We start from the raw sequence: 22,684 nt of genomic DNA on the forward strand, positions 1-22,684 counted from the left end.
ATTTATGAGTACTCATACGTTACATATGCAAAACAAACCATACTTTAACTCTTTTAGGCCAAAAAAAAGAATTCGCTTTCATATCCAATTTTGTTTACACCTTTTTCCTTTCCCGGTATAATGTTGTGTAGACAATCTATGATCGTACATAGGAGAGGAGGACTTACCGTGGCGCGCATGTTTCGGGTACTCGGGTTCTTCACGCTAGCGATTGGCCTGATGGCTTTTGCGGGAGACCTGGTCGAAATGGCTTTGCTTTTTTTCCTGCAGACTGCGTTTTTTGTCATTTTGGGATATTTGAAATTTACCGAACGTACGTACATATTGCTCTTCTGGGGTTATATGATCGTGACATTCACAGGGTTCAGCTACTGGACCGTATTCCAAATGGATTTGCCGCTCTAATCCGCCTGCAGCATCAAAGCGATCCGGCTAATGTCGGATTGCTTTTTTGTCGTTTTCAGATTAAATGACTATTCTTTGTGTTATGTAACCACTACGGATATTTCACGTATCTATTTCATATATTGTCTGGAAGAGATAAGCCTGTTCGCATCATATGTAGATATGGAAAGGAGAATGATAGGTGAAACGTCGATACGGCATTCCTGGCTTCATCGTATGTATTATATTTTTGATCCAGATACCTTGGACTTATGCCTATGGAGAACCTTCCTCTGAGGAAACACGCGAAATACTGCAACAAAGCCTATCCATCGTCGAAATCGATCATGAAATCGAACGTATTGCAGCCAAACAAAAACAGCTAGACGAACAGCGTCAGACGTTATCCATGCAACTTCAGGAACAGGAAGACCAGATACATACTCAGCAAGACCGAGCGGGTGCAGTTGTAAGATCCTACTATACCGGGGAGCGTGATAGTCTCTTGATGACGGTACTGGGGGCAAGATCCTTTAAGGACCTGTTCATTCTATACGATTACTATCAGATTATTATTGGCAGGGATCAGGCTGTACTGGACAAGTATCAGGATCGATATCGCACCATGCAGCAAACGTCCGCCCAGATTAATCAGACCTCTGCAGAACTGTCTGAACTCAAAAACAATCTTCAAAATCAACGTGAACGAGTACTAGCTTTGCAGAAAGAAGTGGACGGAAAAGTAGCTGCCAGCGGGGATGCTGCAGCCATGCAGAAATTGATGGATGAGTTGACTATCTATTGGGAGAACATCGGCATATACGAGGTCAAGCGATATTTTAAAGCATTGGCATCAGCTATGCAGAACCTGCCACAGTTTATCCAGGAACAAAACGGAGGAATCTCCACTACCGGAACATCGTACACCATTCGAATTGGACAAGATGAGTTAAATACGTTTCTACGATCACAGAATCCGATCTTTGAAGACTTCGCCTTTCAGTTCGACAAAGATCGAATCACTGCTTCTGGGCAGCGTGATCAGTTGCAATTAAGCATTGAAGGCCATTATACGGTTGAGAATGAACCTCAGAATTCAATTCGATTTCATGTAGATAAACTTGTGTTTAATCAGTTAGAACTGCCCGATACCACACGTCGTATGCTGGAACGAGAATTCGATCTCGGATTTTACCCACAGAAAATTCTGTCGTTTGTCAAAGCCACAGAGGTATCCACAAGCGAAGGCATACTTGAAGTCAAGCTCGCCATTTCATTTTGACGAGCTTTGCAAGGCAATAATGCTTTTGACGTACTGATTAGCCGTGATCTCTCCCGCGAGAAGTTGTTGGATCTTCTTTTGAAAGGCAGAAGTTAGTATAGGACTTTCCGTCATAACAGCCTGCGAAGAGTCAGCTGGAAACCAGGATTTTACATCCGTCGTATTATACTTCGTTATTAGTTTCTGTGACTCAAGATCTAGTTCCTGTTGCTTTGCTGGTAAATAGTTAGCCTGTTGGTACCACTCCGATTGCACGGCAGAGGATGTCATCCCTTCAATCCAGCGGCTGGCCTCTTCCGCCTCAAGTGATCCAGCTGCGATAACAAGACTTCTTGATCTCAGCGGTTCTAACGCACTGAGAGCTATCTTCTCCGATGATTCCTGTTCGCCTGCCACGCCTTGATCTCCACTCAACAAACGAGACAGCAACGTTACTACCATAGGAACTCCCGTCTGCTCACCCGAAGAAGAGATCGTCGGATTCATTGATTCGACGTTAATATGCGACTGGATCTGATCTATCAACTGTATAATCTGTTGGTACGCCTCCGTTTGCGAAGAAGTTTGCGCTTTCTTAATTTTGTCGGGAGCCATGCCTGGATCAAACTGATTCAACCACGCACTTACCGCGTGAGGGTCATTTAAATTTATGCTTATTAAATCCGTTTCATCCTGCGTTGCTTGTTGTACAAGTTTGTTCCACTGTTCCTTATTTTTCGGTAAACCTGCCAAACCGGCTTCGTCCAGGAATGGAGAGCGAGCTGCAAGTACATAAGCGTCAAAATCAAACGGCATCCCCCATTGGTAACCATTCCACTCTGTCATTTCCCGTAAGCCTACCACAGTTTCTCCCAAAGACTTGGACAGTGTTGTACCATTCAACGGATACAGATGTCCTTTTTTGGCATGATATTGAACTTCCGCGCTATCCAGAAGAATGATATCTCCGCTTTCTCCTACCGAAAATTTATTATCAAGCACTCGCTTATATGTATCCGGCTCCAAATTCCGAAGACTGATTTCCACATGTTGAGAAGTTGCTACTTCATTAGCCATCTTTTTAAATGATTTAAAGTCGATCTCAGACATCGAGACTACAATCTCTAGTGGGGCATGTTGGTCTTCGCTACGAGATGACGTGTTGGGAAATGCATCTTTTTCCTGATCTCGTTCCTGATTAAGCTGTGAACCTCTAAAATCAAAGCTGGGAGACAGAATCGTTAACGAAAGCAGCAGCACTGCGAACAAAACAACCTGGTGTCCACGCTTCATTAACTTTCCCTCCTTGCTCCCTAATTTTTTCCTGCAACACTCATTGTAACAAATAAGTAGTGCTCTTGTCCTATCCTGCCAAAAAACAGTTTTCCGATATTTTGCATACTTCGAGCATATCGAGTTCTGTGCAATAACTGATTTTTATTTTTTCAGCAAAAAAACCGGCTCGAAGAGCCGGTTTAATAGAAACATTTTCCGGGAAATAACTTTCCGTTACCTTACAATAAATCTGCTGCAAGCTGAGCCAACTTGGAACGTTCTCCTTTTTCCAGCATAATGTGTCCGCTGATTCCCTCTTGCTTGAATCGCTCCACAATATACGTCAGACCATTACTTGCTGAATCCAGATAAGGATGGTCTATTTGCTCAGGGTCACCCATCAAAATAATTTTACTGCCTTCGCCCACCCTCGATACAATGGTCTTCACTTCATGTCGAGACAGGTTCTGCGCTTCATCGATAATGATAAACTGTCCTGGTATAGACCTACCACGAATATAAGTGAGTGCCTCAACCTGAATACTGCCAAGACCCATCAAAATTTTATCAATGTCGCCTGCTTTTTTGGTATCAAACAAAAATTCCAAGTTATCATAAATCGGCTGCATCCATGGTCTTAGTTTTTCTTCTTTTTCACCAGGGAGATAACCGATATCTTTCCCCATCGGAACAACTGGACGAGCGATCAATAATTTTTTGTACTTATGATCATCCTCCACTTTAAGCAAACCTGCAGCAAGCGCCAACAAGGTTTTCCCTGTACCCGCCTTTCCTGTAATCGTGACAAGTGGAATATCATCATTCAGGAGCAGTTCTAGGGCCATACGCTGTTGCGCGTTACGTGCACTGATGCCCCATACATTATCATTACTCAGGAACAGTGGTTCCAACTTCGTTCCTTCTGTATTTACTTTGAGCAAAGCCGATTTATTGGTTCCCATCTCATCCTTGAGAATTACAAATTCATTCGGGTAAAGCGAATAAGACAACTGTAATGGTTTGATCGGTAGAAAGCGATATGTGTAAAACTCATCAATGACCGAAGGATGAACCTTGAGGGCAGTGTAGCCTGGATATAATTCACTGAGACCTGCCGTGCGATCTGATAAGTAATCCTGTGTGAAAAGACCGAGTACATCCGCTTTGATACGAACAAGCACATCCTTGCTGACCAGAACCACCTGTCGCTCAACGACCTCTTTCTCATTTTCCTCAATCTGATAATTCAGGGCGACGGCCAAAATCCGATTATCGTTAGACACTTCTCCAAACATTTCCTGTACTTTCACAAAACTACGATGATTCAGTTCCACTTTCAGATTGCCTCCATTAGCTAAAGGGACGCCACTGTGCAGATGTCCCAATTCACGCAACCCATCAAGAAGTCTCGATACATTACGGGCATTACGCCCAATTTCATCGGCATTTCTTTTTTTGGAGTCGATCTCCTCCAGTACAACCGCGGGAATGATTACCTCATGTTCCTCAAAGGCAAATATGGCATTGGGGTCATGCAGAAGCACGTTCGTATCCAATACAAAAATCTTTTTCATTCAATCCCCTCCAAAGCGGCGTCGTTAAAGGCATGGATAAGTTTGATCTTTCAGCAGCGACATGGACAATCATGCTCCCATACATAAATGTATTCGACTAGGACAAAATAATTGTCAACCATTCTGAAAAACTCCAGGAAAGGATGAACATTTATGAAATATTGGGTTTGCACGCTGCTTCTGATCTTTATACTTACAGGCTGCAACAGTTCTACACGTAATGCCTCGCAGCAACAAGGTCAGCATGCCAAAGGTTACGGAGGAAATGTTACAACTCAGCAAGACCAAAGGAAAGGATCTCACATGCTCAATACTCAGGAAGATCGGTTGCACCCTTCAGCTGTGGACCATCTGACCGAAAATACAGGTGAGGTTCATGAAAAAAACGTCATGGACAACACCAAGGCCGATCGGATGCCAAATGAAAAAAGGGTCACCCACCTCAAAACACTTGCCAAGCAAGTGGAAGGTGTCAAAGATGCCAACTGTGTCATTCTTGGAAATACAGCCGTAGTTGGCATTGATGTTGACGGTGAACTGGAACGTGCACGAGTAGGTACAATTAAATACTCAGTAGCCGAAGCCCTCCGCAAAGATCCGGAAGGTGTGGATTCAATTGTTACCGCAGATGCTGATGTCACCGAGCGTATTAAGGAAATCGGTGAACATATTCGTCAAGGTCATCCAATATCCGGTTTCGCTTCAGAACTCGCAGACATGGTGGGCCGGATCATTCCCCAACTACCCAAAGATGTCAAAGTCCGTCAAAATCCGGATGAACATGTTGAACGTGAACAACAAATGCAGCAGCTGCATTCTTCTGACAAAAGACAACAAAAAGCCCAGTGATCTCTCACTAGGCTTTTTTCATTGCAGTAAAAACCTGCTCATCTAATTTCTCAGCAGCACGCTGATCATATATTTTGACAAATTGAGGCACAGAAGATAGCTGGGCTCCATAAAAAAGGGCATTCCTTACCGCTTCAATGGAAATGTCGAAACAGCACATATTAAACGGAACATCCTGTAACGGATTTTGTCGTACGGAAGCACGTCCGTTTACCGCATACACCATCTCTTCTCCAAAAATGGTGACCGTAATAGCCGGATTCTCGATCATATTGTTCACGAGACGTGAACGATGATCAATCGCCACACGAAGGGTAGAAGCATTCTCCGCATAAATCCAGGAGATTGCTGTTGATGTCGGACCTCCAGATTCAATGTCCACGGTGCTCAAGAGCACAAAGGTTTCGTTCTTGAATTGCTGTAAAAGAGATTCAGTCAATTGTGTGACGGCTTCGGACATCCAACCAGCCCCCTAATCTTCTTTATGCAATTCTTGATTCGTTGTTGATGTTATTATAGCATACCATCAAACTTGCTTCCAATCCCAAAAGAATCAATGTTACTCAGCTGTCGGAGATGCTGTTACTTTACCTGAAAGTGTATCCTGCAACGCCTGTTTAGCATTAGCCAATTCAGTTTCGTTGATATATACATATGGACTTCTCCACTCTCCGGTTACAGGTGTGTAGTGCACATCCGATTTGGAAATATTCCAATAGGTTGAAATGAAGTTCTTCATTTGCTCCGATTCCACGTCAGTTGTCATGTTGTCGTCAACAGCGCCTATCACTTTACCAATCTTCGTTACGCCTCCCAGTGATTTCAACTGATCCAACATAGAATTCAACACTTGATTCTGACGTTTATTTCGGTCAAAATCGTTGGATTCATCTGTCTTCGGCTTACAATTCGATTTACGGTAACGAACAAAATCAAGTGCTTCTTTGCCATCCAAATGCTGTGCACCAGCCACCAGGTTAATATCCGTGCCATCGGCCGTATCTTTGTAACACATGTTTTTATCCACTGTTACATCCACGCCACCTACAGCATTAACCGCATCCCGGAATGCTTGAAAATTCAGTACTGTCGTATAATTGATATCCACATTCAGATATTTGCCCATCATTTCTTTCATTTGATCCTCTGCATTTTTGCCAGAGGTTTTTTCTTGGGCTTTAAATTTAGGATAATAGGAATTTAATTTATTCGCCTTATATCCATCCAACTGAATACGGGTATCCCGAGGTAAAGATACAATGGTTGCCGTCTTGGTCTCCGGATTCAGAGAAGCTACCATAACCACATCCGATAGATACGTACCTGTTTCGGGACGGTTATCCGTACCTAGCAGCAACATCGTAATGGGTTTGGTTTTCGCTGACATTCCAGCCGGTACTGGCTTGTCAATGCCCGTATCAGCTACCTGATTGTATACCCAATAGAGATATCCGCAGCCTACCACAATTGCAATAACCAATAAACTTAAAATCAGTCTGCCAAAGGTTCGCATCTTTTTCTTCTTCTTTGGTTGCTTACCTTTGCCGTTCTTCGATCCAGAAGCGCCGGATTGAGTCGGTGCCTGTCTCCGTGGAGGCAGTCCGTTCGAATTCGAGTTCATATCTTCAACACCTTTATCACATCTGTTTTGGCCTATATATAAGACAACCGCTTTCCCTAAGGAAAACGGATGGTCTATACTATACAGAATTTATGAGTTTCGAGCGGCAGCTTCCGCTTTTTTCTTTTGACGACCTTCAATAAAATACCGAACTCTCACTAACAGCATCAAACCAACAGCCACCAGCAAACATTGAATAATTGGCAACTTGTCGATTTGAAACACAAGAAGCATGAATGTGCCCATCGCCATCAATATATAGAGAACGATTTCCTTACCAAGTGGCAATTTCTGACGTACCCGAAACACCTTGTTATATACGTAAGTAATCAATACAAAGATGACGATGTAGGCTACGATCGGGTTTGATGCGAACCATGCTTGCATGCACAGCCAGCTCCTTTCGTGTTCATGCTAGATATAAGTTAACTGGTTGATGGAACCCTTCCAACAACATAAATTACAAAACTCTGCATGTGACCGTTTCGGATTCGGATCGTTCTTTCGGTCGCTGTTATCCCCATATTTTTTTGATCCATTTCTCAATGGTAAAATCCGGGGATAAAGGCGAACGCTTCGCTCCTACAGAATCGATTCCGAATCCTCCACTACTTCAGCGGGTTGTAATCGACGTCGATGGTGTATATGTGTTCCATCAAACGTTAACTTATATCATTTATTTTAGTTGTAGTTAGGTGTTATTTTGTAGCCATTTTGCGTTGTTTTTCTGCACGCTCACGCTCGGATTTGTTCAGGATCTTCTTACGGAGACGAATAGATTTTGGTGTAATCTCACAATATTCATCTTCATTCAGATATTCAAGCGCCTGTTCCAACGAGAAGATAATCGGAGTTTTAATTTTAACCGTATCATCTTTACCAGAAGAACGAACGTTAGTCAGTTGTTTTTCTTTGCAGATGTTAACAACGATATCATTGTCACGTGTATGTTCACCAACAATCATACCTTCGTAGATTTCAGTACCCGGCTCCAAGAAGAGCGTACCGCGATCCTCAACGCCCATCATGCCATAGAACGTAGATGTACCAGTTTCAGTTGAGATCAGCACGCCTTGGTGACGTCCACCTACTTGACCGGATACTACTGGAGCGTAGCTGTCAAATGCATGGTTCATTACACCGTAACCACGAGTCAATGTCAGGAAGTTGGTGCTATATCCGATCAAACCACGTGCTGGAATCAGGAACTCCAGACGAACTTGACCACTACCTGTGTTGACCATGTTAACCATCTCTGCTTTACGTGCGCCCAGGCTCTCCATTACGGAACCCATGCTTTCTTCAGGGATATCAATCAACAAGCGCTCTAGAGGTTCCATTTTCTTACCGTCAACTTCTTTAACGATAACTTCTGGTTTGGATACTTGAAGCTCATATCCTTCACGACGCATATTTTCAATCAGGATACCTAAGTGAAGCTCACCACGTCCAGAAACGACAAATGCATCCGGGCTATCCGTTTCGTCAACACGAAGGGATACGTCAGTTTCCAATTCTTTGAACAAACGCTCACGAAGTTTACGGGAAGTTACCCATTTACCTTCACGACCTGCGAATGGACTGTTGTTCACGAGGAACGTCATTTGCAGTGTAGGCTCATCAATTTTCAAAACTGGAAGTGCTTCTGGGTTGTTCGGATCAGCGATGGTTTCACCAATGTTGATGTCCTTGATTCCTGCAATCGCAACGATGTCACCTGCTCCTGCTTCTTCCGTCTCAATACGTTTGAGACCCTGGAAACCGAACAGTTTCTCGATACGTGCAGTTTTGCTCTTACCATCACGCATAATAACCGTTACCGATTGTCCTTGACGGATCACACCGCGGTTAACACGACCAATGGCAATACGGCCAAGGTATTCATTGTAGTCCATCAAAGTAACGAGGAATTGAAGTGGTTCTTCAACATTTTCGGTAGGGTGTGGGATATGACTAACGATGGTATTGTAAATCGCCATCATGTTGTCATCCTGTTTTGCAGGATCATTATCCATGCTGGATGTTCCGTTCAATGCGGAAGCATATACAACAGGGAATTCAAGTTGTTGATCGTTGGCACCCAGTTCAATGAACAGGTCCAGTACTTCATCAATAACCTCAGTCGGACGAGCCGCTGGACGGTCAATTTTGTTTACAACAACGATTGGTGTCAGGTTGTGCTCCAAAGCTTTACGAAGTACGAATTTCGTTTGCGGCATACATCCTTCGTAAGCATCAACAACGAGCAAAACGCCGTCAACCATTTTCATGATACGTTCCACTTCACCACCAAAGTCGGCGTGTCCTGGTGTATCCACAATATTGATCAGGTAATCTTTATAGGTAATAGCTGTGTTTTTGGCCAGAATCGTAATACCGCGTTCACGCTCCAAATCGTTGGAGTCCATTGCGCGCTCCTGTACCGTTTCGTGATCACGGAAAGTACCGGATTGCTGGAGCAACTTGTCGACGAGCGTTGTTTTCCCGTGGTCGACGTGGGCAATAATCGCAATATTGCGAATGTGTTCTCTTGAATGCATGGTTTGTATCCATATCCTTTCCAATTTCAATTCTTATCTACTAAACTTCCCGCAAATTCGCAGGTTACTCACCCAAAATAAGCGTCGGTGATATCCCGACGCATGCCTATATCCCTTATATTATAGTTGATCATAGGTAAAAATCAAGATATTTCGCTTGAAAGACCACTGGGAATGTTACCAGCCTCTCCCTTGGCGTCCTCGGCCAAACAGCAACCACATCCCGCCTACAATCAAAATTACCGCCAGTACATAGATAATACCGGTGTGAAGCAGTGTAAATCCGAATAAAATAATTGAAAGGATGCCCACGCCCAATGCCACCGGAAGTACCATTGCGGGTCTTCGATGATCAGCCAGTGCATATTCAAGCAAACCAACGGCAATTCCAAGCAAAAAAGCAGGCCACAGGTTGCTCATCAATCCGCTGCCCCATGTATTCGTGATTCCGAACAACAGACCATAGACGGTTAATGTTCCTGCTGGAACGAGTGACCATGATGGCGTGAGCCTTGCATAATATAATGCATGAAGAGCAATACCAGGCAACAAGATGAGCAAAGGCCAGAAGTGCCGTCCAATAAAGCCAAACACACCTAGTTTACCGAGTAAAATTATTAAACCTGCAACAAAAATAAATATTCCGATTGCTTTTTCATTTCTCATCCTCATCTACAATCACCTCTTATAACATTTGGCTATGTACCCCGTAAGATAAACTATAAGCACACCATGATGACTGACTGTTCCCAGCCTTCTTCTAGTGTAGCCGATGTGTATGCAAAAAACTACACTTTATGTCGTACTTCGCCTCTCTCCATTATCCTGTATTACCCTAAAATGATCGGTCTATGACTTATTCAAGTTCACCCATTTCTTCTGAACAAATAAATACAGCAAAAAACTGCCCTTTACGGGCAGTTCGCCAGAAAATTCACATTTCCATTTGCTCAAATCGACTTACACGTTTCGACGAACAAACTTGTGCGCTCCTCCAATCGCGATTACAAGACAAGCCATAGCTACAGGCAGCAGTGTATGCGCCTCAGCAGCCAAGCCACCGAGCCACTGTCCCAGCTTCGGATCATTCATCACCATCTCACCTGCTGTGAAGGCCAGAATACCTGAACCGGCAAATACCAGAATCGGAAACCGCTTCAACAAACCGACAATTAATCCGCTGCCCCATACCACAATCGGAATACTTATGGCAATTCCGATGACCGTGAGCGCCAAGTCCCCATCCGCCAGCGCAGCAATCGCGAGAACGTTATCCAGACTCATGACAAAGTCAGCAATCAAAATCGTTTGGATCGCTTTCCAGGTCGTGGACGCCTTACGAATATGTACTTCATCTTCATTCTGAAGCAGCAGCTTGACAGCAATCCAGAGCAACAGCAAACCGCCAGCCGCCTGAATAAAAGGAATACCCAACAGCAGCACAGCTGCAAAGGTTAACAAACAACGCAAAACAACAGCGCCGAAAGCCCCCCACCATACCGCCTGCTTGCGCTGTCTCGCCGGCAAATCCTTGCTTGCAAGGGCAATAACAACCGCGTTATCTCCACTCAGAACCAGATTGATCATTAATATTTCGGTCAGCAGCCATAGCGTATCCATGCTCCTCATCCCCCCACTCTAACTTGTATGTCAAAGTTGTCCATGCTATTCTTAAACGTTGAACAAGCTTTCTCAGGTTTGGATATATAGAAGGAGTGACATCGTATGGAGCTGTTTAGCCCCGCTTTTTGGCTAGCGTTGTTGAACGTTGTATTTATTGATCTAATTCTGGCTGGCGATAATGCCATCGTGATTGGTCTCGCAGCTCGAAATTTGCACCCTTCTGTGCAGAAAAGGGCGATTCTTTACGGAACAGGCGGTGCACTTTTGATTCGCATTGTAGCCACCGTGATTGTGCTCTGGCTGCTTAAAGTGCCATGGCTACTCCTTGTTGGGGGATTACTCCTGATCTGGATTGCGTACAAGCTATTGGCAGATCAAGGGGAAGAGCATTCGGATATCAAGGCTGGCAGTTCTCTCTGGGTAGCCGTGCGAACGATTGTCATCGCAGACGCTGCCATGGGACTGGATAACGTCATCGCCGTTGCTGGTGCAGCACAGCAGCACTTGGTGCTTGTTATACTCGGACTGCTGATCAGTGTACCTATTATCGTGTGGGGCAGTACGTTGTTTATCAAATTAATTAACCATTTCCCTTGGATCATTTATCTTGGAGCTATCGTGCTTGGGTATACGGCTTCAAACATGATCACAGAGGAGCAGCGTCTTGTACCTTTCTTCACTGAGCATCCGGCACTGAGAATCTTATTTATCGTTCTCGTTACTGCTGGTGTTGTATTTGCAGGATATCGCAAACGTGCAAGCAGCAATAAACCAGGTGGAGAACGGCAGCACTCCTATTCCTAAGCTTTATTAAATGGGATTCCCATCAAACACAACCATAAAAAAAGGACTGACCGATAATACATCGGCAGTCCTTTTTCTTCAAGAAGATAACATAGTCCTTATTATGTTATTCAATCCACAATACGGTTCCTCAGAACCACTCTTCTTTCATGTCATTAACTTCATTCTGCTGATTGGTGACAATAAAGTTTTCACCTGCATGAAGCGTAATTGTTTCTGTCTGCTCCACCGCCTGCTCCACCCATTCCGGCAGTTGACTCATGGTTGCTTCAATCTTGTCCACAATGCGAAGATTCGGATTGGTGGATGGGGATTTCGGTACAAAAAGAGTACAACAGTCTTCATATGGCAGAATCGATATATCATACGTCCCGATCTGTTTGGATAAAGTTATAATTTCCTGTTTGTCCATCATGACAAGTGGTCGCAGCAACGGCAGATCCGTCGCACGTCCAATGACATTCATGCTTGGCAGGGTCTGGCTCGCTACCTGACCCAGACTATCTCCGGTAATCAGTGCAAGCGCACGCTCACGTTCAGCCAGCTTGGTTGCAATACGTAACATAGAGCGGCGCATCAGTGTGATGATCAAGTTATCCTGTCCCAGTTGGGTAAATGCAGTTTGAATTTCCGTAAAAGGGACCAGATGCAGCTTAATTGTGCCTGCATGATCAGCAAGTGCACGCGCCAAATCAATGACCTTTTCTTTGGCACGCTGGCTTGTGAACGGATAACTGTAAAAGTGTACACATTCCACTTCCAGGCCTCTACGCATCGAAGACCATGCCGCTACAGGGCTGTCTATGCCACCCGATAATAACAGCATCGCTTTTCCATTTGTGCCAAGGGGGAACCCGCCTACGGCCGGAATCACCTCACTGAAGATATACGTGCCCTGATCCCGAATTTCCACGCGCAGTTCAATGTCAGGTTGACGCACGTCGACGCTTAACTGCTGGAATTTCCGAAGAATCGGAGAACCTACCAGATGGTTCATTTCATGCGAAGAATTGGGGAACTCTTTCCAAACACGCCGTGCATTAACTTTAAACGTGGTACCGTCTTTGAATTCAGACTCTCTTTCATCCATAAAAGCAACGGCTGTCTCCACGATTTGGTCAGTCTCCGATGGGGTCACTTTAACCGGACTGATCGACATAACGCCGAATACTCGTTTCAGCACAGCGATCAGCTCTGTATGAGATTCGCCACCCAGATCAACATACAACCGTCCAAACTCCTTCCGCAGACTTGCACCTGGATAAGGTTTGAGCAGGGAACGTACCTGGGTGATGATTGTTTTTTCGAACCGGGCACGGTTTTTTCCTTTTAACATAAACTCTCCGAAACGGAGAAGCAGCATATCATATTTCATCTAAAATCACATCCGCCTTTCCAACGGGCGCAGCTGCGCCACCATCTGATGTAAAGCCTGCTCCAGCAGTGCCACATCTTCTTCTGTATGTTCATCTCCAAGACTAATACGCAATCCACCAGCAGCACAAGCATTATCCCTGCCCATGGCAAGCAATACCCTGCTGGGTTCAGCCGATCGCGAAGAGCAGGCAGATTGTGTAGAAACAGTTACTCCAAGTTGTTCAAGGGTATGCAGCGCCACTTCTGCCTTCATTCCAGGATAGGAAAAATGAACAATGTGCGGCGCACCCTCCTTACGACTATTTAACACAAGTCCGGGAATAGTATCTATGACCTCCATGATACGATCTCGCAAAATCGTTGTACGCTGTGCAAAGTCAGCCTGACGTTCCGCAGCGAGACGCATCGCCTTCGCCATACCCACAAGCAAAGGTACATTTTCAGTACCCGCTCTTAGTCCCTGCTCTTGGGAACCCCCTGACAGTAAAGGCGTTAGCTCGACTCCACTTCGTACGTAGAGAAGACCAGCTCCTTTGGGACCACGAATCTTGTGAGCAGACAAGCTGTAAAGATCCGCGCCCCATGCCGCAGGTTTAGCTTCCATCTTGCCAAAACCCTGCACACCATCTACATGAAAAAGCACCTTTGGTGCTTCCTTTTTCAGTCGTACACCGATTTCAGCAATTGGATGTTTCGCTCCTGTTTCATTGTTCACATGCATCAGACTCACAAGCACCGTATCCGATCTTATGGCATCCACTACCTGCTGGGCGCTAACCAGACCATCGGAATCCACGGGAAGCCAAGTGACCTCCCATCCCCACTGCTGTAGCTGCACAAAACTCTCGTAAACTGAAGCATGTTCCGTTGCAGTTGTAATAATGTGTTTGCCCCGAGACTGATACTGTAATGCCGCCCCTTTAATGGCAAGATTGTTGCTCTCAGTTGCGCCTGAGGTAAATACGATTTCTTCCGGTTTCACATCAATTGCGGCGGCACAACCAGATCGCGCTCGGCGCAACAATTGATGGGCTCGCTCACCATATCCATGTATCGATGACGGATTCCCATATTGCGCCTCCATAATCTCGGCCATTGTACGAACGACATCCGGATGAGGAGGCGTCGTTGCTGCATAATCAAAATATTTCAAATGAGGTTCCCCTCCTTGTCTCTTCGTTGTGGAATCTACAGTGAGCATTGTAACACGATCCCCGCTCAACACAAAAAGACCAAACAGGAACTAAGCACATTTAAGACTGCTGTTCCCGCGTTTGATCTCTTCCTGGGCGTACTGTTGTGTTGCCATTTCTTTGGTCTATACCATTTATACCGAATATTTCGACTGTGCTTTCTCCACTTTGGAGATATAAGCCTGTGTTTCCGAAGGGAGGCGGTTAAGTACACTCATCAGTTCAGCGTCACTCGATACACCCAGACTCGAAACCCGTCCCGGTCCGGCATTATAAGCAGCAAGTGCCATCTTCACCTCGCCACCAAAACGCTGGAGCTGGAGAGAAAGGTATTTGGTTCCACCATCTATATTTTGAGCGGGATCGTAAGCGTTGCTTACTCCCAACCCTGCTGCCGTCCCATCCATCAACTGCATTAGTCCCTTGGCACCTGCGGAAGACACTACATTTGGATTGAAACCGGATTCTGTATCAATAACCGCCTTGATCAAAGATTCAGGCACCCCATATTTGGCGCTCGCTGAGGCAATCAAAGATTCAAAATCTGTAGGTACAGATGCACCCGAATCGACTGCTCCAGTATTTAACAGGGAAGATAAAGAAACCACATTACTGTTCGAGGAAGAAACAGAACTTGCATCCGGGTTATACATGCTGCCCAGTTGCAGCCACAACAGACCGTCACTGGATCGTTTGGAGATCGCAGCAGAATTCACTTCTTCGCCTACGGTACTAGTATTGTTCAAAGTATTTGAATTCGTCCCGAGCAGCCCGTCCATCATACTGGCAAAATCCACTGTTGAAGCGGAGTTTCCATCCGATGCATTTGTTTCGTTGAGACTATTGGACAATTGCAGTTCCAGCAACTGCCGCGACGCGCGCGGATCAATCTGCATGAGTTATATTCACTCCCGTATAATGTAAACGTAGATTATGACTTTATTCTACATTATTTTACAGGCAGGTTCCATTGTTTTCAAAAAAATATTCCGATTTTACAACTTCATTGCGTATATGCGAAAAAACCTTCTGCAATCACCCCTTAAGTAAGGTGGAAGCAGAAGGCTGCAAATAACCAACTCATATCCAGTTCGGTTATCATTTTTTGTACTGATAATCAGATCATGTTTTTGCTTTATTAACGGGCGAATGGAATCATGAAGAAATAGCTAAGTGTTGCCACTGCGCCAAGTCCAATGGACCACGCACCCGCCGTTTTCCGGCCATTGACGTAAGCATAGTAACCAAGTACCGCTGCAGCTGGACCAAGGACAATGGACCACATAAATAAGGATGCGATACCAAAGGCCAGACCCATATATCCGGAGATTCGGCCAGTAGATTTCATGACACCGTCGTCATCTTCACGCTTCACAGGGGTATGATCGGTTCTTTCCGTAGGTTCTGTTCGAATAGAACCTGTTGGGGGCGCTACCTCTGCACCATACTCTTCCCTGTGGCTACGTCTTGGATAGTCTACACGCTGACGCTGCTTTTCATCTAACGGAGTCGTTTTTGGACGTTGCAACGGGTGATCATCTCTACGGTCATTATTCAATGCAAAGCACCTCCATATAAATGGGAATGACTGCTCATTTCGGTTTGAATGTGTGACAGCAAGTTGCAGATGAAGTACGGGCATGATCATGATGATCAGAATCAAAGGTCTCTCCGGCAAATTCCTCATGTAAGCGACGGGTGGCATGTTGGTCAATGTCAATCATGATGGCATCAGCCTGGCAGAAATTGTTTTCTCCCCAAAAGTGGCAGTTAGCAACACTGCATTTGACGATCGGCTTCTCTTGGCTCATTTTTATCACCTCGACATCTATTGTCTCCGCACCGTAAATCGGCTATTCTCCAACGAAATGCCAGATGATGACATGCTCCTTTATACGCGATGCCAGTTGAAAGAACACGCAAAAAAAACCGCCACAAGGGCGGTTTTGTCCAATTCGCATATAAGTTAAAAAATGTATTTACGCGTGATTGCGTTGATTTTGCATCCGACGCTGCGTGAGGTAGTCACTTTCATAAAAGGCCAGATCATCACGCAATTCTTCGTACGTTTTCGATATCTCAAGAATGACATCACGTACTGCACGAATCGGCTTATCACGGAATCGGATCGCATCCTGACCAGTGTAAGCATATCTTCCATCTTCGGAGTAACATTCATTTTTAGGATAAAAAAAGCTGTTTATGCTTTGATGGTATGTGTTATAGAGAGCCTTTTCGGCAAAATCGACATCAAAATTGGCACGACGCAGCACAACGCCAAGTTTTTCGTAAGAAACTTCAGAAAAAACGAGCAAATGACGGAGATCCGAAAGAAATCCTTTGTAGAAGGCTGATGACTCCTCCGTCTGATTCTGATCTAGTTCAGGCAAGGCATTTTCATTCAAAAATTTTTCGATCCGATCGATAGCCGGTTTTAACTTTTCCCTAGTTGACTCACATGTTTTCTGTACATTGGCTGCTGACATAAAGGTAGCTCCCCCTTAAATAAGTCCTTACATATAGATCGGCCAACGGGAGATTCTCCCCTGACCTTGAATTCTCAGGTACTATCCTACCATAAAAAGATGACGAGCGGTATCCCTTAATCAGGCTTTCCCTTTCTGTCCCTGAACATGCCCATTACACACAGCTCACCTGATGTTCACCTGCATAAAAATAACCGCTTTTCCTAACGATAGATATATCCAGTGACAACGATGAAATCAGAGCACTGTAAGATGATTGTCAAAATAAACGAGGAGGTTCCATCCCCTATGTCCAGACCGAAATGGGTTAACTGGGCCATTGCCGCGGGTGCGGGCGCACTTGCCTTGACGCTTTTGCTTCCGACGTCCAATCGCCCTGTTCCTGCTCCAAGTGCCATGCCCGATTCTCCACACGAGGAGCATGCGAGCAAACAACGTCTTAAAGTTCAGGATGTAAAATCAACCGATCTGCTGACCCGTGCGGATGCCAAACAACACCTTAACATCATGCTTGAGAAGACCTCCAAAATGAACGATGTGCAAATAAGTCAATACGTTAAAGAGCTACAACAAACACATGATCATATACGGTCTATTGATGTAATGAATACCAAGGGATCTCGCAGCCGGCACTTTGACAAAACAGCAGCAAAAGGAAGCAAGATGGAACAGCAAAAGCTGGAACATTCTCTCGCCCTAGCCAAAAAAGCTGTGAGCAAACGTCAAAGCTTCGAATCTTCTTCCTTTCCTCTAGGCAAGGAAAAGTTTTTTGTTATGGCGCAACCTTCCAAGGATGGAGAACGTGCCGTCATCGCTCTGTTTAGCCAAAATGTACTGAATGCCGTGGAACAGCATCAGCGCAAAAATTTGCGCATGATCCCTTATCCGCGTGAAGGTAAATTCAAAATCGAGTCTGTGCACCCCGACACCCTAAAAGAAATTACTGTAAAAACAGGACATGATAATGCCAATGCCAGCCATTTTTACGAAAATGAAATCGTCATCCGTTTTCGTCAGGATCCAGGTGAACGGGATATGCGCATCATTAAATCTGACCTGCGGACGCAATCGGCACGCAAGCTGGGATACACGTATGTTTTTCGGTCGGAAAATATGAATTATCAACAATTACATGCTTATTTCGAACGTAAATGGAATCCGCTGTATATGGAACCCCACTACATGTATTTAACCAATGAAACCGTACCTGAACAAAAAGATGTAACCGTGCCCAATGATATTTTGTTCTCCGACTACCAATGGAACCTGCCCGCCATTGAGACTAACCGTGGCTGGAATATTACGAAGGGCAACAAGGATGTTATCGTTGCCGTGGTAGACACCGGCGTCGATCTGACTCATCCTGATTTGAAGGGCAAGCTGCTGAAAGGTTATAACGTTGTCGATCCAGCGAGCAAACCACTTGATGACGTAGGACATGGTACACATGTAGCAGGCATCATCGGCGCTGTTGTGAATAACAACGAAGGTGTAGCAGGCATGAGCTGGTATAACAAGGTACTACCTGTTAAAGTGCTCGACAATTCGGGGTCAGGCACAACCTATGCTGTGGCAGAAGGCATCATTTGGGCCGCTGATCATGGAGCCAAGGTCATTAACATGAGTCTGGGTAACTACGCAGATGCCCAATTTCTTCATGATGCTATCAAATACGCTTTTGATCGCGACATCGTATTAATTGCAGCGACCGGTAACGATAATACGGAGCGTCCGGGATACCCTGCCGCTTATCCAGAAGTATTTGCGGTATCCGCTACGGATGCGGACATGAACAAAGCTTCCTATTCCAACTACGGGGATTACGTCGATGTGACGGCTCCAGGCTCCAGCATTGCAAGTACGTATCCGAACAACCAATATGCAGCCTTGTCCGGAACGTCGATGGCAAGCCCCCATGTAGCGGCACTTGCAGGCTTGATTCGCTCACTCAATCCTGATCTGACCAACACAGAAGTCATGGATCTCATGCGTCAAAGCGTCATAGATCTCGGAGACCCAGGTCATGACAAGTATTTCGGTTATGGTCAAATCGATGTGTTTAAAGCATTGGAGGCGGCCTCTGGTAACAGTGCCCCACTCCAGTTCTGGCCACAACATGTGAGACAGCAAATGGATAATACAATGAAAAAGTACATCAAACAATAACCGTACACTGGATATAAAAAAACAAAAGCAGCTGCGCCCCGGGGCGTATGCTGCTCTTTGGTATGTTTACCTATTTCCCCGGGGCACCCGCTGCGACTAGCGCTTGCGAGAAGTTGTGCGGGATTTGCTTGATTTTTTCACGGATTTTTTCTTACCGTTGTGGCTTGAAACATAACAAGGATCTTCTTCTTTGACCACGACAGGATACATGTGATGATGGATCGGCACACAGTGATGTTTTTTGATGACTTCGATCGGGTGAATTACGGGTACGATTTGTGGGATGTAATAATCTTCAACAACCTGGATTGGGTCACAAACAATCGGACAAAGCGGTGGACAGAAATGGTTCATTTCAAACCAACTCCCTTTCAAGTGATACTATAACGTATTGCACTGGGTCCAATGTGGATTGGATGTATGTCCGTGTTCCAAAAATTAAATAAGCGGGAGCCTGTCCGCTTTAGCCCCACCCTGTTGAGGGGTAATGTTCTTAATAACCCTGCATAATACCCGTAGACCTTCACATAACAGCTCCTGATTCGTAACCGTGAAGCAGATCCTCAGACTCGCCATATCCGTTTCCCCTACATAACAGGCAGAGCCAGGTAAAAAGGAAACACCTGCGACAAGCGACTGGCGGTGCAGTTCACGCATATCCAAACCATCAGGCAATTGCAGCCACAAGTTTAGTCCACCATCAGGCAAAGTCCAGTACATCCCGGGAGAACCATGTTCCTCCAGTACCGTTGATGCGGCAAGAAGCCGGGAATATAACTCATCCCTCAATCGCGCTGTATACGCACTGTATTGATGCTGTATGAACGATTGCAAGGCCTTTTGTGTAAGCAGCGGACTCCCGAGATCCGCAGTGGATTTGGCTGCAACAAGTCGGGTGAGCACACTTCCGTCTGCAACCGCACACGCCACACGGCAGCCTGGAGACAGTACTTTGCTGAAGCTTTTGATATATATCACATGCCCCGTCCCATCCATGGATTTAATGGAAGCAGGGGGAGGATCACGGAAATACAGATCGGCGAACGGATCATCCTCCAGGATGAGACAATGATAACTTTGAGCAAGATTAAGCAGTTGCGCACGCCGTTTGGCACTCATCGTAATGCCTGTAGGATTGTGAAACGTAGGAATGGTATATATCAACTTGGGCGGGTATGTATCACATAACCGGGTTAACAGATCTATACGCATACCATCGTCATCCATTGGCACCGTAATAATCTTTGCTCCTCTGCTTGTAAACACATCTATTGCTCCGGTATAGCTTGGTGCTTCCATGTATACGACGTCACCAGGACCAACAAACGTACGCGCGACAAGATCGATTCCCTGCTGGGTACCGCTCGTAATCAGCATCCGTTCGGGCATTACCCGCAAACCTCTTTCCGCAAAATGCCCGGAAAACGTCTGACGCAGTTCGCGATCTCCCTGAAAAGACCCATAGGCAGCCATGCGCTCTGGATGATCCGAGGAAAGCCGGTACGCACTATCGATAATCTCTCGGGTTGGCAACAATTCAGGCTGAATTGCCGACATATGCAGCTCATATCTAACTTGTGGAGATGCATCAAAATGTCTCCAGAGCTGAGCTCGGGGCAAATAATCCACAAGGGCCATCTGCCAGTTCCAAGTTGTGCTGGATTCATTTTTTGCATGAGTGCGGTGAGTCCTCTCCATATCCTCCGTTATCTCCAGCTCATGCGCCCCCCGTACATAACAACCCTTCCCCTGGGAACACGTAATTAGCTGTATGGCTTCAAGCTCGGCATAGGCTTTGGACACAGTGACCAGGCTGACGCCCAGATCTGTGGTCATTTTACGAACAGACGGCAGACGGGTTCCAGGCTCGATTAGTCCAGACCTTATTCGGTCAGCAAGTGTAAGGGCAATCTGAATATACAATTTGGTGCTGCTTCCCCGTTTCAATTCAATATGCACACATGCACCCTCCCAACTGTTATGATCAGCATTTTACTGTTATACTGCAGTCCGTCTATTATAGTTTATAATATCAGTATAACAGTGAATAACAGGAGATGAGAATAATATGAATATCCCTTGGTCCAAAATGGCACAAAATACCCCGTCCTCTGTCGTTCGCGACATGTTACAGGCTGCACAGGCGCCTGGAATGATTTCTCTAGCCGGCGGTTTACCTGCCCAGTCATCATTCCCGCTTGAAGCCATCCGTGACGCATACGAAAAGGTATTCATGGGTGGTTCAGCGGCTCTTCAATATGCAGAGACGGAAGGATTCCGACCACTACGTGCCAAAATTGCAGAACGTCTTGAATCCAAGGGCATTCCCGCTTCACCTGATCATATGCTTCTGACTACAGGTTCCCAGCAATCCATTGACCTGGTGTGCCGAATCTTGCTCGATCCAGGCGACAGCGTGCTAGTTGAATCACCAACCTATCTGGCTGCCCTTCAAGTCATTCATTCCTATCAGGCTGAAGCGCACGGTGTTGCCTGTGATGATGACGGAATGTTGCCTGAATCACTGGAGGAACAGCTGCAATTGCATCGTCCAAAGCTCGTTTACATTAACCCTACGTTCTCCAACCCGTCAGGTAAAGTATGGAGTCGCGCCAGACGTCAGCAAGCCGTAGACCTGTGCCGGAAATATGGGGTACTGATCCTGGAAGACGATCCTTATGGTGAAATCCGCTTTAAACCGGAACAACTAGATGCCCCTGCACTGGCGAAACTGGATGCGGAATCCTATGAGGGTCCATCCAATGTCATCTACACCAGCACATTCTCCAAAACAGTTGCTCCTGGCCTCCGCACTGGCTGGATACTGGCTGCTCCGGATGTTATCCAAATAGCTGCCCGCGCCAAACAGGGGGCAGATTTGCATTCCAGCAGCATCGACCAAAGAGCACTTCATGCACTACTGGAATCTTTCGATCTGGACGGCCATATTCGCAATATTTCACAGGATTATGAACAACGGATGAGAAAAATGACCACTCTCATGGCTGCAAAATCGTGGGAAGGTATCTCTTGGAACTCACCGCAAGGCGGAATGTTCCTGTGGCTGCAATTGCCTGAGGGCATGCTGGCCAGCAATCTGTTTACCTATGGAATTCAGGAAAAAGTATGTATTGTACCAGGGGATTCATTCTATGCGGGTACACCGGAGCTGAACCGTATGCGGATCAACTTTACTCATACGGATCCAGATCTGCTTCCCGAGGCTGTAGAGCGTATGGATCGTGCCATTCAACGCTGGCATGCATCATTACAGTCAGACAGTGTAGTTACACTGTAACGAACTGTCATCCACTGTATCATTAGGAACAATTTCTCATTCCAACGAATAACACAAAAATAAGGCGTCAGACCCGAGAAAGCTCGAAGTCTGACGCCTTATTTATATGACCTGCAAGTGCAGGAATTCTTTTGAAGTTTAATCGCATCCTTCTGATCAGTCAGGCACATCAGGTACAATCGTTCTGTTTGCCCGTGACTGATAGTGGACTGCACTTGTTACAGTTTGTGTTG

General features: G+C 45.6%; 22 protein-coding genes. 6 read left to right on the forward strand and 16 right to left on the reverse strand.

Translation table 11 applies throughout. The features are described from left to right. The first annotated feature begins 168 nt into the window (after positions 1-168). Together PTQ21_RS27455 and PTQ21_RS27460 are read left to right on the forward strand one after the other, a co-directional pair. Complete coding sequence (locus PTQ21_RS27455; RefSeq protein ID WP_053781237.1) at positions 169-405, forward strand: DUF2626 domain-containing protein; 237 nt, start codon at positions 169-171, stop codon at positions 403-405. Between the two features lie 181 nt (positions 406-586). Further along, on the forward strand, positions 587-1,666 hold the full coding sequence (locus PTQ21_RS27460; protein WP_072734492.1) for a coiled-coil domain-containing protein: 1,080 nt from the start codon (positions 587-589) through the stop codon (positions 1,664-1,666). Here the strand turns inward: PTQ21_RS27460 and PTQ21_RS27465 are convergent. Continuing rightward, a complete protein-coding gene (locus PTQ21_RS27465; RefSeq protein WP_274567829.1) occupies positions 1,658-2,938 on the reverse strand; it encodes an extracellular solute-binding protein in 1,281 nt (426 codons plus the stop codon). The two genes, PTQ21_RS27460 and PTQ21_RS27465, sit on opposite strands and share 9 nt — an antisense overlap. Before the next feature lie 221 nt (positions 2,939-3,159). Then, entirely contained in the window at positions 3,160-4,494 is a 1,335-nt protein-coding gene (locus PTQ21_RS27470) for a PhoH family protein (protein WP_024628438.1), read from the reverse strand. 153 nt (positions 4,495-4,647) lie between these two features. On the opposite strand from PTQ21_RS27470, the gene PTQ21_RS27475 reads away from it, so the two are divergent. Next, on the forward strand, positions 4,648-5,343 hold the full coding sequence (locus tag PTQ21_RS27475) for a YhcN/YlaJ family sporulation lipoprotein (protein ID WP_064636421.1): 696 nt from the start codon (positions 4,648-4,650) through the stop codon (positions 5,341-5,343). Positions 5,344-5,350: 7 nt separating this feature from the next. Here the strand turns inward: PTQ21_RS27475 and PTQ21_RS27480 are convergent, their stop codons facing one another. From PTQ21_RS27480 to PTQ21_RS27505, 6 genes are all read right to left on the reverse strand, one after another. After that, positions 5,351-5,803 (reverse strand): pyridoxamine 5'-phosphate oxidase family protein, encoded by a 453-nt coding sequence (locus tag PTQ21_RS27480; protein ID WP_063567005.1) that lies wholly within the window; start codon positions 5,801-5,803, stop codon positions 5,351-5,353. A 99-nt stretch (positions 5,804-5,902) separates the two neighbouring features. Beyond that, positions 5,903-6,964, reverse strand: a complete 1,062-nt coding sequence (locus PTQ21_RS27485) for an LCP family protein (RefSeq protein WP_072734494.1) — start codon at positions 6,962-6,964, stop codon at positions 5,903-5,905. A 90-nt stretch (positions 6,965-7,054) separates the two neighbouring features. Continuing rightward, on the reverse strand, positions 7,055-7,351 hold the full coding sequence (locus PTQ21_RS27490) for a YlaH-like family protein (protein WP_053781242.1): 297 nt from the start codon (positions 7,349-7,351) through the stop codon (positions 7,055-7,057). 311 nt (positions 7,352-7,662) lie between these two features. Further along, the gene (typA, locus tag PTQ21_RS27495) at positions 7,663-9,504 is read right to left on the reverse strand and encodes a translational GTPase TypA (RefSeq protein ID WP_063567007.1); all 1,842 of its coding nucleotides are present in this window, start codon (positions 9,502-9,504) and stop codon (positions 7,663-7,665) included. Positions 9,505-9,681: 177 nt separating this feature from the next. Further along, positions 9,682-10,176: a hypothetical protein gene (locus PTQ21_RS27500; RefSeq protein ID WP_063567008.1), complete on the reverse strand. Its 495-nt coding sequence runs from the start codon at positions 10,174-10,176 to the stop codon at positions 9,682-9,684. Positions 10,177-10,464: 288 nt separating this feature from the next. Beyond that, on the reverse strand, positions 10,465-11,124 hold the full coding sequence (locus PTQ21_RS27505; protein ID WP_063567009.1) for a TerC family protein: 660 nt from the start codon (positions 11,122-11,124) through the stop codon (positions 10,465-10,467). A 105-nt stretch (positions 11,125-11,229) separates the two neighbouring features. Here PTQ21_RS27505 and PTQ21_RS27510 point away from each other — a divergent pair, with 105 nt between their 5' ends. Further along, positions 11,230-11,931 carry a TerC family protein gene (locus PTQ21_RS27510; RefSeq protein ID WP_063567010.1) on the forward strand — a complete coding sequence of 234 codons (702 nt, stop codon included), beginning with the start codon at positions 11,230-11,232 and terminating at the stop codon, positions 11,929-11,931. A 130-nt stretch (positions 11,932-12,061) separates the two neighbouring features. Here the strand turns inward: PTQ21_RS27510 and thiI are convergent, their stop codons facing one another. The 6 genes from thiI to PTQ21_RS27540 all read right to left on the reverse strand — a co-directional run bounded on the left by thiI (position 12,062) and on the right by PTQ21_RS27540 (position 16,987). Then, positions 12,062-13,306, reverse strand: coding sequence for a tRNA uracil 4-sulfurtransferase ThiI (gene thiI / locus PTQ21_RS27515; protein ID WP_274567830.1), 1,245 nt, complete (start codon positions 13,304-13,306; stop codon positions 12,062-12,064). Positions 13,307-13,312: 6 nt separating this feature from the next. Continuing rightward, entirely contained in the window at positions 13,313-14,461 is a 1,149-nt protein-coding gene (locus PTQ21_RS27520) for a cysteine desulfurase family protein (RefSeq protein WP_274567831.1), read from the reverse strand. A 174-nt stretch (positions 14,462-14,635) separates the two neighbouring features. Then, complete coding sequence (locus PTQ21_RS27525) at positions 14,636-15,397, reverse strand: lytic transglycosylase domain-containing protein (RefSeq protein ID WP_090809936.1); 762 nt, start codon at positions 15,395-15,397, stop codon at positions 14,636-14,638. 242 nt (positions 15,398-15,639) lie between these two features. Further along, on the reverse strand, positions 15,640-16,059 hold the full coding sequence (locus PTQ21_RS27530; protein WP_371121652.1) for a hypothetical protein: 420 nt from the start codon (positions 16,057-16,059) through the stop codon (positions 15,640-15,642). 34 nt (positions 16,060-16,093) lie between these two features. Next, positions 16,094-16,312, reverse strand: a complete 219-nt coding sequence (locus PTQ21_RS27535) for a DUF1540 domain-containing protein (protein ID WP_064636410.1) — start codon at positions 16,310-16,312, stop codon at positions 16,094-16,096. A 168-nt stretch (positions 16,313-16,480) separates the two neighbouring features. Continuing rightward, complete coding sequence (locus tag PTQ21_RS27540) at positions 16,481-16,987, reverse strand: YpuI family protein (protein WP_063567014.1); 507 nt, start codon at positions 16,985-16,987, stop codon at positions 16,481-16,483. A 288-nt stretch (positions 16,988-17,275) separates the two neighbouring features. Between PTQ21_RS27540 and PTQ21_RS27545 the strand changes: the two genes are divergently transcribed. Continuing rightward, a complete protein-coding gene (locus PTQ21_RS27545; RefSeq protein WP_072734497.1) occupies positions 17,276-19,153 on the forward strand; it encodes a S8 family peptidase in 1,878 nt (625 codons plus the stop codon). A gap of 96 nt (positions 19,154-19,249) precedes the next feature. On the opposite strand, the gene PTQ21_RS27550 is transcribed toward PTQ21_RS27545, so the two are convergent. Then, positions 19,250-19,507 (reverse strand): hypothetical protein, encoded by a 258-nt coding sequence (locus PTQ21_RS27550; RefSeq protein ID WP_064636406.1) that lies wholly within the window; start codon positions 19,505-19,507, stop codon positions 19,250-19,252. A gap of 84 nt (positions 19,508-19,591) precedes the next feature. Further along, entirely contained in the window at positions 19,592-21,112 is a 1,521-nt protein-coding gene (gene pdxR, locus PTQ21_RS27555) for a MocR-like pyridoxine biosynthesis transcription factor PdxR (RefSeq protein ID WP_274567832.1), read from the reverse strand. Positions 21,113-21,221: 109 nt separating this feature from the next. Between pdxR and PTQ21_RS27560 the strand changes: the two genes are divergently transcribed. After that, positions 21,222-22,451 carry an aminotransferase-like domain-containing protein gene (locus PTQ21_RS27560; RefSeq protein ID WP_072734499.1) on the forward strand — a complete coding sequence of 410 codons (1,230 nt, stop codon included), beginning with the start codon at positions 21,222-21,224 and terminating at the stop codon, positions 22,449-22,451. Positions 22,452-22,684 lie beyond the last annotated feature (233 nt).

The organism is Paenibacillus marchantiae (assembly GCF_028771845.1).
Lineage (GTDB): Bacteria > Bacillota > Bacilli > Paenibacillales > Paenibacillaceae > Paenibacillus > Paenibacillus marchantiae.